Genomic DNA, 12,201 nt, shown 5'->3' on the forward strand with positions numbered 1-12,201 from the left:
CCTTATGATTCCGCAAAGCGCTTCTGCTGCTCAAGCCACCAGGAAATATTTTCTCTGCGGATTATATAGCTGGCGCCGTACTTCTTCGCTGCGAGCTTCCCTTCCCGGATCAGCCGCCGGACCTCATCGGGTGTAAGATCCATAAGAACTGCCGTTTCCCGGACGTTATAGCTGGGCTTGTCCGGATCGACCTCAAGACGCGGAGCTTCCTTTTTCTTTTCTGCCATCCGAATCTCTTCCAGTTCTTCCGGCGTCCGATCCGACAGCTTCCGGTATTTTGACTGCCCTGCATACCACCGCTCGAAGCTCTCACGTGTGATCCTTTTCTTATCCGCAATGATCACAAAGTCAAACGCATCCCGATTCTCCTTCCTTTCAAGGATGTTGTAGACTTCATCCCTCTCGATATAGAGCTCCTTTGCCATTTCCGGCATCGTCAGGGTCTCTGCCTCAAGCGCAGCATCCTTCTCACGGTCTTTCTGTGTCCGGTGCTTGTTCTGGGATGCATACCATTTCTCAAAGCTTTCGATCACGACCCTCATCTTTCCATTCACCATGATCGTCTCGAAGCAGTTCTTATGTACCAGCCAGTAGGGTTCCGTCTTCCCGAGGCCCAGCATTTTCCCCATCTCTGCGACAGACATTGTGGTTTTCTTTTCATCCGGCATTTTCAGTTCCTCCTCTCAAAGATATATCCAGGTCGCACGGCCTGGATATAACCTATCAACCCTTCTTCGGAATTGTTAGGATGTCGATTCCGCTGTTTTGCCGAAACGAGATCCTTGACAGATTTCAGGCAGTATGATTCAGCCATTCATCAAAACTTTTCCTCGAGATCCGGTAACCGGAACGGCCGACCCTGATCCATCGGAATTCCTTTTTCTTCAGAAGGTTGTAAACGCTTCTCTTGCTGATCATCAGGATAGCCTCCAGATCCTCCACTGTATAACAACGGTTTTCCGGAACGCTACCCGCCTCATCCGCATTTACTTCAAAATCTGTGTTATCCTGCTTTACTATTTCCTTCTCATCTATTCTCATCTCGTCCATTGTCGTCCTCCTCATCCATATCGTTTTTTACGGCGCTTCGACCGTCTCCGGGATATACATCCCCAGGCTGATCTTCAGGTAATCATCAATCTCTCTGAGCTGTTCCTTCGTCAGCTTTCCGAGATAGCCTTTGATCCGGCTCTTGTCGATTGTCTTGATCTGCTCGAACTCGACCATCGAGGGAGCCGCAAGCGCACGGTTGTTTTTGATCAGATAATGGGTCGGCTGGTTCAGCTTCTTGATCTGCGTCGTCATCGGCGCCACGATCAGGGTGGGGCAGTAGAAGTTTCCGTCATTATTCTGCAGAACCAGAACCGGCCGCGTGCCTCCCTGCTCCGATCCCGTGAAAGGATTCAGGTTCGCCAGGTAAATATCGCCTCTCCGGAAGAACCATCCGGGTCTTAATTCTCTTGTCCTCATGAGCTGTCCCTCCGATCAGTATTTCTGGGGAAGCACATTCTTCCTGCTGCTTCCGTTGTACATGAGCCATACCTGGTTCAGATATTTCTTGTAACCGGCCAGATTCAGGCCGCTTGCCTTTCCTTCCCTGTAAATGTGAAGCGGATCATATCGCTTCAGTCGGCTGACCAGCCGCTTCGGATCATATTCGTCATGGTAAAGATCCACAAAAGCAGATATTCCCTGCACATTCTCCCTTCGGAATGAATCCGGCGCTCCGTTCCAGGCATCCAGGATGACCTGCAGCATCTCCATGTATCGCTCCGCTCCAAGCTTCTGAAAAGCAGTGTAAGCAGTGCTGATACAGGGAAGCCTTTTCTTGCCTTTGTCTTGACCGTAATCCAGGCGGAGGCCGACTGCTTCAGTCGCATCCTTGAACTGGATTGCTTCCGGATCTCCTCCGAAGATTCTTGCCCGGATCTTCACACCGGCGGAAAGCTTTGCCGAAGCGCCCGTCTGCTGTGCGAAAAGAAGCGCCTCATCCTTATCCGACATTCCGAAATATACTTTGCAACGTACTTTAAGGTCCTGGTTGTCATTGCGGAGCTTTCTGGCAGCGATGGTGTGCTGGCCGTCGAATACGTAATAGTGGCCGCCGCGATAGCTGACCTTCGGCTCGTTAGCAATGCGTTCATCAAAAGCTTTAGCGTCGGACCCTGTCCGGGCTTAATTCTCTCTGATAGGTTTCCCGCGGGATCTCCAGCTGCGCCGTATTAAGATCCATGACCTTATAAGTATATTTATTTGTTTTCATCGGTGTCTCCTTTCCATAACTTTCCTTTTCTGATTTCTTTCAGATATTCGATACCTTCGGTAGCAAGGTCTTTGATCTGACGCTTTCCGTCCCGGCTTCTGACCGGACCTGCATATGCCTCCTTACAGAAGTTCCAGCGGAAGATCATGTCCTGCATAGCACTGTTCATTTCGTAGATCATGTCCTCGACCGTGCCGATGGCCTGTCCTTCGGAATGGTTCATGCTCTCGGCCAGCGCCAGGATTTCACTCTTTTTCGGGATCCGGACCGGCGTGTCATCCACTTCCGATTCCTGTTCTTCAAAGTCTTCATCGTCGATTTCTTCCGGTTCTTCAGTTTTCTCCGGTTTTGCTCTTGGTAACCGGAGCTGCTTGGCAAGTTCTACTCTGTCCTCCGGCGCGGCACGGGCAATGGCTGCAACAACATCACGCTTCGCTTTCAGAGATCCTGAAAGGATTTCTGTTCTGATTCCCGGAACTGCCGCTTCCGCAGCGTCAACTCCCTTAGCAAAACGTTCCGCATTTTCTACAAAGCTTCTGCTGGTGTTTGTTTCTGCAGCGATTTTTTCGCTTGTTCTTTCCGGCAACCGTAAGTCTTCTCCCGAAAGACTTACGGTGAATTGACCTGTTTCTGCATCGCGTTCTGTATAATGGCCTCCATGCGAAGCTTTCTCAGCTTCATACCGTTTGCCAATCAGATATCGCCGCTGCTCTGGCGTTAAGTTCCTCCGGCCAAGCTGGTTATTACAGATCCAGGCAATGGCTTCATATTTATCTAAAAAGTCCTTGGGATAAGTCTTGAATGGAATCTCCGGATGTTTCTTAAGAATCCAGTATCTGTTGTGTCCATCCAGAATCGTGTTATTCCAGACAATCAGAGAATCCAGTACCTCTCCATCTGCAATGATGTTCTGCTCAAGAAGTGAAAATTCATCCTCTGTCAGCGGAGGGATCTTTTCCTCGAACTCCGGATCGATCTTTAAATCATTCAGATCCATGTGCACCTCCATTTCCGTGCGCGGTGCGTGAGACGCCCTAGTCCGCGGTGCGCGCGCGACACTTTTTCCTATGTACCGACAGGCCGTTTTCACAGCCCGCCCTACATATCTTCAAAGCCATAAGGCTTAAAAATCGTTGTATGCTCTTTCCGTATTTGTCCCCGACGCCCCCGGAAAATAAGGGAATACATTCAGACGTCCGGCAGCTTACCGGATCCATGGGAATCTAACCCCTCCGTGGTTCTCACCGAGCCGCCCGGAATCCCGGACGGAAGTCTCATTATCCTGTGACGTCTCAATGCTGCGCAGGGAGCTGCCCTGCGTTCATCACCGGCCTACCGTTTCCTCCCTCAGCGGGAGATTATTGCATTTGCCGTGAACGTCGCTCTTCGTCACAGGGTCGTGTCTGAAGAATGCTATGCAGTTGTCATGGTGCGATCTGTGTAACAACCCATGTGGCTGTTACAATGTAAAGTTTAGAAGAAAAAAGGGATTGTTTTTAGGAAGGGATGCGTCACATTCATGTGATGGCGCACGTCACACAGATGTGCATTCGAGCAAAAAGAAAAGCGCCTGCATTCCTGCAAGCGCTAAATAGCAACTTTGTTTTTTAAATATCTAGTTTCTCGTTTATAATCTCTTCAATGATCTTGCCAACATTACTGCTAACATTACCTTTCAGCCGATGAATATCCTGATTTATCAGCTTCTCTTGCTTAATAGCTGTCAAGACATTGTCTGCAAGTTCACCGATCCTTGAATTGGTTTTTGCATTCATTCCCGTCAGTTTAAGCAACACATTATATGCATGGCTGTATTTACCTTTTTCATCAGCACGTAAGTATTCGGCTTCATGCCCCTTAATATAGCGCTCGTAGCTCCCATCTATATGGAGAATCAAGAATAATTCAAAACCAGGGTTGGTAACTGCAGCAGTATCCGTTTTTTCAATAGATGCTATCAACTCATCGTATCCCTGCACCTTTTCTTCGAATATATCACCGTCAAATACGATGATCATCTTGTCGCGGTCCAGATCAAAGCCGTTATCGATGTTCTGTTTTTGTATCTCGGCAAATTCTACTAACTTTTTAGCATAGGATATATCTCTGTCTTTATCTGTCTTTTCCCACAGGCGTATATCTATTAGCGGATGGATGCCTAACTGCTTTCTGAGGTCGATCAACCGTCTAAAGTAAAACGTCTCTGTGTTGGCCCCCTCGCAGATAAAGAAGTATTTTCGAAAAGGTTCAATCTGTTCTTCCTTGTCAGATGGACGAGTGTTCCAGTTTGTATAAGTGTGTACGGGCATTTTACTCTCCCTTCCGGAAAGAAAACTGCCTAAATACAGGAATAGCCCCATATCTTCCTTCAAGGTAAGCCTTACTCAGTTTCTTATCGTATCTTTCCTTAAAGCGATCCAGAGAATATATCTTGCTGGCATTATCTACATTTCTTTCCACAAACCAAATCTCATCGCGTCTGAAAAGGCTTTGGTCCATGATAGTATCCTCATGTGTTGTAAATACTAACTGCATTCTTACACCATCATGCGCCTCCATAAAAAGTTTCAGGAAATGCTCTGTAAGTTTAGGATGTAAACTACGTTCCAATTCGTCAACAACAAAAACTGTATCCGGTCGATCGGTAAGAAGCATGTCGATCAAATCAAATAGTCTTTTTGTGCCATCAGATTCTTCCACAAAACTAAAGTCAAAGACAGATTTCCCATGTTTCAGCACAAGCGTCGTTATTTCTGGCTCTGCGTTCCCTTGTATGCGAATATTAAAAAAGCCCCCCTCAACTCTCCATGTCATCTGTATGCCAGGCATGTTTGTCATCTGCATTTGCATCTTCAGATGAGAAAAAATACCTTGTACAACTTCGACAGGAATCATTTTGCTCATTTCATCAACAGTAATCTGTCGAGTTTTAATATCTGTAATTCCGGTGTCAAATGTTTGAATTAGTTTACTGATATTTTCCAGTGATTCATCATTATAGTAGGCCTCTGTATTGGAAATACCGATATTCGGATTAATCACGATAATATTATTCATGATCCAATTGAAAGTTTCAGGGAAGAACAACAGCCGAGAGTTCCTTGCATACTTCTTCCCCCGATTCATTTCAGTAAGGAAAAGCCGTGTGCCCTGATCAATAAAATCCTCAGAATAAACAGTAAATCTGCTTTTTTCAGCTGTAGAAAGCCGCACATCATCTCCCAGAACCGGGGCATTATTTCCCTCTCGAATAAAAAGCTGATGCGCTCCGCCGTCCTGCATTAATTCAAATAACCATTCTTCAGTTATTTTTCTTTGACTCAGTATAGCTGAAAATCCGTAGGCATAGAAAGTATCTCCTACTGTAAATTGCAGTTCAAAAACACTCTCACGTTCCTTGTTCGCTTCTTTGTTTCTGCAGAAATCATTAGCAGAACCTACTGGAAGCCCCTCCATAAGAGTAGTTTTTATAAATGCAAATGCTGTTACGAGATTTGATTTACCCGATGCATTTGCACCATAGACAACGGCATTCTTTAGCAGTTGCGTCTGCTTAATCTTCATTCGATGGTTCTTGTTGCCCTGCATTTTACTAGAGGAGACCATAGAAAGCTCTTCTTTCTGATCGAAAGACTTAAAGTTCTCAACGGATAATTTAATTAACATAAATAAGCGTCCCCCTTTCCAGGCTGCGCTTATATTATATTATGGATCCGATAAATTAGCAATAAGCAAAATGCTTATTTGGAGAAATTATCTCTAAATAAGCACACTATATGTGCTGTTTTGGTATTTCAGTCATAGATTTAAATTATAATCTCAAATCAGTTTCTTCACGCCTTTCCTTATCCAGCCTAACTGTCCCTAACTGTCCCTATTATATAAGCGGAATCTTCCTTCCCTGCCTCGCAATGATCTCCTCGAATGTCTGCGGCTCATAATCCTGCCACATGGCTCCGACATTGTACGCTTCACAGCGCAGTCCCTTTCGACGGATATCCTCCTTGATCCTCTCCTCCATGACGGATTCCTCTGTCTTATGCGTGTGCCCATGCAGCATGAATGCCATATGCCGGGCACCATTATAGAACGGAATAAAGTAGTGGCACAGGATCAGACGACATTTGACACCATCGGCCATAATTACCATATCCTTATAATCCGCAACCTCATGGAAGCAATTCTCATAAGCTTCGCTGCGCTTATCGTGATTGCCGCGGATCAGATGAATGTGCCCGTTCATCTGGTTTGTGTAGTCCGCGATCGATGTGCGGTTCCGGTAGGCGAAATCGCCCAGCACATAGACGTGATCCTCCTTCCGGATCTTGCGGTTCCATCGGCGGATGATCTCCATGTCCATTTCCTCTGCCGTTTCCCAGGGCCTTTTATCAAACCGGATGCAGCTGGCATGCCCCAGGTGCAGATCACTGATAAAATATGTTTTCACTTTTTGTCACTTCTTTCTTGAATATTACTGATCTAATCCTCAGAGAGCATTTCAATTCCTCTGTAGAATTGCTCTTTCATTTGTTTCCTTTCCGCTACCCGGTCGATCGTCTGCCTGTGTATACTGCTGATATCCGCAAGGATGCCGCCTTTAATCAGCAGCCCAAGGCTGACTGGTGTATATCCGCAGACATTTGCCGCAAGATTAAGATGCTTGCAGCCTTCTGCATAAGGCTCGATCCCATTATGGTCATGGCCATGAATATTCAGACACCAGGGAAGGCCATAGACCGGTTCATGGGAGAGAAGGATCTTCTCCGATATAAACAACGGTCCTTCATAAATCTCATCAAAGATGTCCTTATAGTCTTTCCGCCGGTCATGATTGCCCAGAAGAAGGACTTTATGCCCGGCCTTGATCTGCGCAGCGTAATCCGAACTGCCCACATCGCCAAGGCAGATGAAGGTATCATTTCTTGTCACTTTGTTATTGATAATCCAGATCTGCTCCTCCGGCGGGATCCAGTCCGGATCCATCAGAAGACAGTCGTCATCATCCAGATGAAGGTCGGAGAGAAGATAAACAGATCCCTTTGCCGACCAGTGCTGAAATATTTCATACAATGTTTTGATCATCTTTTTCCTGCTGCTCCTTTATAAGCTTGTCGAACAGCGCACCGATCTGCAGAGCCGCATCTTTTGCGATCTCCTCCGGCGTACGGTTCTCCATATCTACTTCCACTGCAAATAATCGGTTTGAATCATCCAGGTTTCTTACTGCCATCTGTATATTTCTCCCTTCATCAGCGAACACCGAAATACTCCCAATCGTCTGTATTGATGACCGGGAACTCCTGCGTTCCGATCGGCTCACCCGAGCTGTCTGTCGAAAAAACATCGCAGGAAATCAGGTCTCCTTTGCGCGATATTCGGTCGACCGGCGTATGTCCAACCACCTGCAGCAGTTTCCTGGGTTTGTAAAGCCTTCCTTCGTAATACTGCGGCCGGTACCAGATCGGAGATGCGTCCTGCCACATTTCTCCGCAGCTAAAACCATTGATCATATCAATGACTATATCAATGTCGTTATATTTACCGGCTGGTACATACCGCCGGACAAACGCATCTGTCAGACCGCCATGAGAGAACAGGACGTTGTCAATCCGATGGAGATACGCCAGCTGCCGCTCATCCGGCAGTGATTCACGGAGAATCTGCAGCTTTTCACAGACTGTCCACGGTGCGATCTTGGAATAGCCTGTCTCCCTCTGGTTCCACAGATAACAGACATCATGATTTCCATAGCACCAGAGTGTATCCGGATAATCTTTTGCAAAAGCGATCGCCGCATCATAGGTCTGAATATACAGATCCAGATTAAATTGCTGGCGCCAGTCATCGGCGATGTCCATCAAGCAGACAGTCCGATCCGGTTTAATTTCTTTCATTAACTCCGATGCGCGGTGAAATATCCATGGTTTCAGATGGACATCGGGAATTACCATTACTTTCATAGCTTCTTATCCTTCAATGTAATTTGCTCTCCATCTCTTCAAGAGCATTATAATTTCTTTCTGCCTGCGTCCAGCTCGATGCCTGTCCCAAGGCTCTCCAGATATTTTCGCTCTCCTGCAGGAACAGATGATCATTATCAAGCATTACTTTACCGGTGATCACATCCATGGTATCAAGCAGAAGCAGAACAGTCTGAGCTCTGGTATATTGAAAAGCTTTCATAACGGGATGATCCGGCGGGATCTCCTGATTCCACGCTTTGATAAGAAGGTCGTACATCCTGCTGAGGCTGACGTCTCCCTCTTTCTCAAGCGAATTGAAATAGCTGCTGATCAGCAGGGCCTGCTCTGAATTGTGACTGTCAAACGTCGCCAGTTCCCTGCTGATCCCGAGCCTTCCACGGTACGCAATAAAAGGCATTGCTCCTCCGATGACATCGCTGCATTCAGAAAAATGGCTTTCTAAAATATGAAACGCGTGCCTCGACACCCAGAAACACATACTGTCTTTCCGCTTCACCCGCGATACCTTTGCATGAAAGCGGTTGTCACTGTACGCCAGCAGCAGCCGGACTGTTTCGCAAAACACCTTTGACAGCTTCGAAATATCCCGGAGCGAAACATATACTTTTATCAGTGCAAGGTCACTTAACCAGTCTGCCGCCGGAAGAGCGCTTTCCACAGAGAATTTCCACCATCTGTCATAGCCTGTATCGGTAAAACAGTCTTTCCACTTATCCGGCATGGAAGCTGCCAGTTCTTTCAGCGATTCAATATGGTCTCTGCATAACCCCGTGCCACAGACCGATCGATTCCCTGAAGATCCTCATAAATGACGTACTGGTCTGCATCCTTTCCGTATCTCCGGAAAAGATCTTTTAAAATCTCTTCCCGGGCAGAATAAGCGGGATTATCCTGCTGCAATATATAAGTCTTCAGCCCCGCGTTCAGTGATGATACTTCAAATGCCATCCTGATTTCCCCGAAGGTCAGAAGATTGAAGCCTTGCCTCCTCTTCGGGAAGCCACTCTATCGCATCTCCGAATTTTTCCATTTCTTCTCTGTACACATGCATAAAATCAATGATGTCTCCGTATTTTTTCGGAAACAGTTCCTCACAGTATCTCGTCGGAACGGAGTGAGGAACAATGCCGACATATCCGGTGCCGTCAAACCGCGTCATGATATCATCCGCGTCAGAAAGCAGCACCGGGAGGCCGGCTGCAGACAATGCCGTATAAAATCTCACAGCTTCAGCCGCACGGTGTTTCCCGCCAATCAGAAAAAAGTAGCCCGAAGAACGGATCCTCTCCTGATATTCATCTTCAGATATTTCCCCTGCTCTGTATTTAAAGTCAAGGTCACGCCGGTCGTGCATCACATATAGATCAACATGCGTACTGTTCCCGCCACGGCAGACTTCCCATGGATGTCCCCCGTGCTGTTCCCGGTGAAAATACCATTCATCCCAGGCTGCCGGATCATCAAAATCAATCCCGGGGCCTGCATTCAGTCCATGTCCCCGTCCGCTCAGTCCTTCATCCCTGCCGTCACCATGAAGAAAATACTGATCGACAGGCGGCAGATCCGTACCGTTGTACCCGCACGCTTTATAACCAATCGCACAGGCACGGAAGAAATCGTTCGCCGTCATGCTTTTCAGTCTTCCGATACGATTCCTGTGGTTTATACCGCTGTTTAACAGCGCACGGAATGCACTGATCGTCTCTTCCGGAAGTCCTTCCAGATCGCTTTCCTTCCATTCCGGTTCCCTTTCCCAGAGAACCCGCCGGGGAATTACGCCTGTTCTGAATGAATACGGCAGATTTGCTTTTACAAATTCATTGTAAGTGCCTTCCTTCAACCTCCGCATGGATTCCATGACCGGTTCCGCAAGAAGAGCGCAGAGATCAATGACGGCTTCCTCTCTGTTAGTGAATCCGGTTTTCTCATCATCGTTATAATCAAAATGCGCATTGATGATCGGTTTGTCGCCAAAATGAACTGCCCTGAACCATCTGGAACCGTCTTTATGAAAGGCTTCCGCGATGACCAGTTCATACCAGCAAACAGGATCCGGGTATTCCTCCAGCCAGTACTGCTCATATTCTTCACGGTTCTTTACATCGCCCCACTCAAGCATGTCCTCATAGGAGCCAAAATCCTCAATGGATCCTCTTGGAATCGTGACCCAGATTGCTTTGGCTTCATCGTTTTTCCGCAGGGGAGCCATCTCCCGCAGCATCTCAAACAGCGGATTCATCGCTTTACACAAAGCTTCTGACGGCGCAGAGGGGTTCAGGAAGCCCCGCTCAAAACAATTCAGCAGGCTGTCTATATCCGGTGCCACCAGTTTATAATCATTCAATGAAATCACCTCTTCTTTATCAGTCCCCGTCCCAGACTCCGTCCGGACGGAGTTTCGCCATCGCTATAAGCTGATACAACGGCCGGATGGCATTCGCGGCTGTTGCTTCCCAGTAATCATCACAAGGACCTTCGCTGATATCTTCCGTGTAATCCTCGCTGCTGCATTCATCCCTATGATGAAGTGCATAATAGAAGTCAACTTCCTTACCGGACTTATCGCGGTATCTTGTCCTGTCCCTGCTGGTAATCAACCATTCCCCAGCCGGCTTGTATTTTGCCTTGATCCTTTCAATCATATCCTGCAGCATCGGAATACTATCCGCCCCTGTCTTGCCGTAAATACCGCGGATGCCATACTCTGTTTTAACCGGACCCGTTGTCCCATCAGCATAATAAGCAGAGATTTCATCGTAAGCGAAACGTGGATCTCCATCTGTGGCATCGTAATAATAACGTCCATAGTTATACGTGACGTTCAGCCATGCCTCGCTGATTGGTTTGGGAGAAAATGTCCGTGTCTGTTCATCATAGTCTGCCTGATATGTCCCGCCGGTCATAACATGTTTTAAAGGCAGGTCCAGTGTCTCGTCTGTAACGGGATCTTTTAATCTGATATCATAACTCATTGCCGGTTACCTGTCCCTTTCTCTCAAGAAGCCGCTCATAGAGTTTATATGTCATGCAGACGAGCAGCTGTCCGTCATTTGTGTGAATACATACCGGGTTCCCATATCGGATTGGGAAATCATCATCCTCAATATGCTCGCAGAATTCCTTCTCTGAAATCATCGGTAGCATCATGGCCTTCCTCCCATAAAAAACCCGGCTCACCGCAGATCTGCGACGGGCCGGGATAATGCTTTCCGTATATGATCTTTCCGGTTCAGGCTGCCATACAGTCCTGTATCAGCCTGTAATACCGGAAGAGGCGCTCCGCACCTTCCGGTATATCCTTTCCCGGATCATAACGCCGGTTTCCGCAAACCAGCATATCCATCGGCACCTCCAGCAGATCGCTTAAGGCATAAAGATTGTCCAGTGTGGGCATACTCTGTCCATCCAGCCAGTGATAGACACTCTGCACGCAGGCCAGCGAGAGCGCGTTTTTCACATCTCTTACCGTTACCCCGCGTTTCTCCATCAGCAGACGGATCTGCTGTCCTGTTTTTGCTTTATCAATAGTTGTTGTCATGACGATTCTTCTTTCTCTTAAGAGCTGAGGCAGAAGCCTCCGGCTCTATTATATCCGATTCTGATAGGCTTGTCATTGAACTTGTCGTTCAATATCGACACCTCAAAAGGCCCCTTCACATGTTCCTTGCGATGTCCGACAGCTGGCTGATGACCTGCAGAAGCTGCTTTCTGTCCTGATCCCGGTCCGGATTTCTCCCAAGCAGGAGATAATCCGTACTCGCATTTAACGTGTAAGAGAGTTCAATGAGAAGATCAATGGAGCAGCCATATTTGCCGCGCTCGATCCTGCCCAGATGCTCCCTGCTGATGTTCAGCTTCTCAGCCAGCTCCTCCTGGGTCATCCCCTTGATATTTCTGAGTTCCTTCAGACGCTTTCCGAATGCTTCCTGATCAAAGTACATGTTCTGTCCTTTC

At 47.3% G+C, this 12,201-nt stretch carries 18 protein-coding genes; all 18 read right to left on the minus strand.

The features are described from left to right. Positions 1-2: 2 nt before the first annotated feature. On the minus strand, positions 3-668 hold the full coding sequence (locus tag FYJ60_RS10635; RefSeq protein WP_154458669.1) for a helix-turn-helix domain-containing protein: 666 nt from the start codon (positions 666-668) through the stop codon (positions 3-5). Between the two features lie 124 nt (positions 669-792). Next, positions 793-1,050: a helix-turn-helix domain-containing protein gene (locus FYJ60_RS12935; RefSeq protein WP_154458670.1), complete on the minus strand. Its 258-nt coding sequence runs from the start codon at positions 1,048-1,050 to the stop codon at positions 793-795. A gap of 27 nt (positions 1,051-1,077) precedes the next feature. Next, complete coding sequence (locus FYJ60_RS10645) at positions 1,078-1,470, minus strand: type II toxin-antitoxin system PemK/MazF family toxin (protein ID WP_154458671.1); 393 nt, start codon at positions 1,468-1,470, stop codon at positions 1,078-1,080. A gap of 15 nt (positions 1,471-1,485) precedes the next feature. Then, positions 1,486-2,136 carry a DUF6551 family protein gene (locus FYJ60_RS10650; protein ID WP_330579195.1) on the minus strand — a complete coding sequence of 217 codons (651 nt, stop codon included), beginning with the start codon at positions 2,134-2,136 and terminating at the stop codon, positions 1,486-1,488. 113 nt (positions 2,137-2,249) lie between these two features. Beyond that, on the minus strand, positions 2,250-3,260 hold the full coding sequence (locus FYJ60_RS10655; RefSeq protein WP_154458672.1) for a ParB N-terminal domain-containing protein: 1,011 nt from the start codon (positions 3,258-3,260) through the stop codon (positions 2,250-2,252). A gap of 610 nt (positions 3,261-3,870) precedes the next feature. Then, positions 3,871-4,572 carry an RloB family protein gene (locus tag FYJ60_RS10660; RefSeq protein WP_154458673.1) on the minus strand — a complete coding sequence of 234 codons (702 nt, stop codon included), beginning with the start codon at positions 4,570-4,572 and terminating at the stop codon, positions 3,871-3,873. Position 4,573: 1 nt separating this feature from the next. Continuing rightward, positions 4,574-5,929, minus strand: coding sequence for an AAA family ATPase (locus FYJ60_RS10665; protein ID WP_154458674.1), 1,356 nt, complete (start codon positions 5,927-5,929; stop codon positions 4,574-4,576). A 211-nt stretch (positions 5,930-6,140) separates the two neighbouring features. Beyond that, positions 6,141-6,710 (minus strand): metallophosphoesterase family protein, encoded by a 570-nt coding sequence (locus FYJ60_RS10670; protein ID WP_154458675.1) that lies wholly within the window; start codon positions 6,708-6,710, stop codon positions 6,141-6,143. A 32-nt stretch (positions 6,711-6,742) separates the two neighbouring features. After that, positions 6,743-7,345, minus strand: coding sequence for a metallophosphoesterase family protein (locus FYJ60_RS10675; protein ID WP_154458676.1), 603 nt, complete (start codon positions 7,343-7,345; stop codon positions 6,743-6,745). Then, a complete protein-coding gene (locus tag FYJ60_RS10680; RefSeq protein ID WP_154458677.1) occupies positions 7,326-7,493 on the minus strand; it encodes a hypothetical protein in 168 nt (55 codons plus the stop codon). Before FYJ60_RS10680 ends, FYJ60_RS10675 begins: the two co-directional genes overlap by 20 nt. Positions 7,494-7,512: 19 nt before the next feature. Beyond that, the gene (locus FYJ60_RS10685; RefSeq protein ID WP_154458678.1) at positions 7,513-8,223 is read right to left on the minus strand and encodes a metallophosphoesterase; all 711 of its coding nucleotides are present in this window, start codon (positions 8,221-8,223) and stop codon (positions 7,513-7,515) included. Between the two features lie 13 nt (positions 8,224-8,236). After that, the gene (locus FYJ60_RS10690; protein ID WP_154458679.1) at positions 8,237-8,644 is read right to left on the minus strand and encodes a hypothetical protein; all 408 of its coding nucleotides are present in this window, start codon (positions 8,642-8,644) and stop codon (positions 8,237-8,239) included. Between the two features lie 341 nt (positions 8,645-8,985). Further along, a complete protein-coding gene (locus FYJ60_RS10695) occupies positions 8,986-9,195 on the minus strand; it encodes a hypothetical protein (protein ID WP_154458680.1) in 210 nt (69 codons plus the stop codon). Continuing rightward, the gene (locus tag FYJ60_RS10700; protein WP_154458681.1) at positions 9,185-10,591 is read right to left on the minus strand and encodes a hypothetical protein; all 1,407 of its coding nucleotides are present in this window, start codon (positions 10,589-10,591) and stop codon (positions 9,185-9,187) included. Before FYJ60_RS10700 ends, FYJ60_RS10695 begins: the two co-directional genes overlap by 11 nt. Positions 10,592-10,610: 19 nt before the next feature. Then, positions 10,611-11,219, minus strand: a complete 609-nt coding sequence (locus FYJ60_RS10705) for a site-specific integrase (protein WP_154458682.1) — start codon at positions 11,217-11,219, stop codon at positions 10,611-10,613. Beyond that, a complete protein-coding gene (locus FYJ60_RS10710) occupies positions 11,209-11,394 on the minus strand; it encodes a hypothetical protein (RefSeq protein ID WP_154458683.1) in 186 nt (61 codons plus the stop codon). Before FYJ60_RS10710 ends, FYJ60_RS10705 begins: the two co-directional genes overlap by 11 nt. Before the next feature lie 82 nt (positions 11,395-11,476). Beyond that, positions 11,477-11,785 (minus strand): helix-turn-helix domain-containing protein, encoded by a 309-nt coding sequence (locus FYJ60_RS10715; protein ID WP_154458684.1) that lies wholly within the window; start codon positions 11,783-11,785, stop codon positions 11,477-11,479. A 115-nt stretch (positions 11,786-11,900) separates the two neighbouring features. Beyond that, positions 11,901-12,188, minus strand: coding sequence for a helix-turn-helix domain-containing protein (locus FYJ60_RS10720; protein ID WP_035640437.1), 288 nt, complete (start codon positions 12,186-12,188; stop codon positions 11,901-11,903). Positions 12,189-12,201 lie beyond the last annotated feature (13 nt).

It is taken from the genome of Bilifractor porci, from assembly GCF_009696005.1.
Taxonomy (GTDB): domain Bacteria; phylum Bacillota; class Clostridia; order Lachnospirales; family Lachnospiraceae; genus Bilifractor; species Bilifractor porci.

Bases quoted from the DNA above. Each gene is read 5' to 3' on its own strand.
- FYJ60_RS10645 (WP_154458671.1), bottom strand. From the start codon at position 1,470: ATGAGGACAAGAGAATTAAGACCCGGATGGTTCTTCCGGAGAGGCGAT.
- FYJ60_RS12935 (WP_154458670.1), bottom strand. From the start codon at position 1,050: ATGGACGAGATGAGAATAGATGAGAAGGAAATAGTAAAGCAGGATAAC.
- FYJ60_RS10715 (WP_154458684.1), bottom strand. From the start codon at position 11,785: ATGACAACAACTATTGATAAAGCAAAAACAGGACAGCAGATCCGTCTG.
- FYJ60_RS10710 (WP_154458683.1), bottom strand. From the start codon at position 11,394: ATGATGCTACCGATGATTTCAGAGAAGGAATTCTGCGAGCATATTGAG.
- FYJ60_RS10680 (WP_154458677.1), bottom strand. From the start codon at position 7,493: ATGGCAGTAAGAAACCTGGATGATTCAAACCGATTATTTGCAGTGGAA.
- FYJ60_RS10675 (WP_154458676.1), bottom strand. From the start codon at position 7,345: ATGATCAAAACATTGTATGAAATATTTCAGCACTGGTCGGCAAAGGGA.
- FYJ60_RS10635 (WP_154458669.1), bottom strand. From the start codon at position 668: ATGCCGGATGAAAAGAAAACCACAATGTCTGTCGCAGAGATGGGGAAA.
- FYJ60_RS10655 (WP_154458672.1), bottom strand. From the start codon at position 3,260: ATGGATCTGAATGATTTAAAGATCGATCCGGAGTTCGAGGAAAAGATC.
- FYJ60_RS10720 (WP_035640437.1), bottom strand. From the start codon at position 12,188: ATGTACTTTGATCAGGAAGCATTCGGAAAGCGTCTGAAGGAACTCAGA.
- FYJ60_RS10705 (WP_154458682.1), bottom strand. From the start codon at position 11,219: ATGAGTTATGATATCAGATTAAAAGATCCCGTTACAGACGAGACACTG.
- FYJ60_RS10690 (WP_154458679.1), bottom strand. From the start codon at position 8,644: ATGCCTTTTATTGCGTACCGTGGAAGGCTCGGGATCAGCAGGGAACTG.
- FYJ60_RS10665 (WP_154458674.1), bottom strand. From the start codon at position 5,929: ATGTTAATTAAATTATCCGTTGAGAACTTTAAGTCTTTCGATCAGAAA.
- FYJ60_RS10685 (WP_154458678.1), bottom strand. From the start codon at position 8,223: ATGAAAGTAATGGTAATTCCCGATGTCCATCTGAAACCATGGATATTT.
- FYJ60_RS10660 (WP_154458673.1), bottom strand. From the start codon at position 4,572: ATGCCCGTACACACTTATACAAACTGGAACACTCGTCCATCTGACAAG.
- FYJ60_RS10695 (WP_154458680.1), bottom strand. From the start codon at position 9,195: ATGGCATTTGAAGTATCATCACTGAACGCGGGGCTGAAGACTTATATA.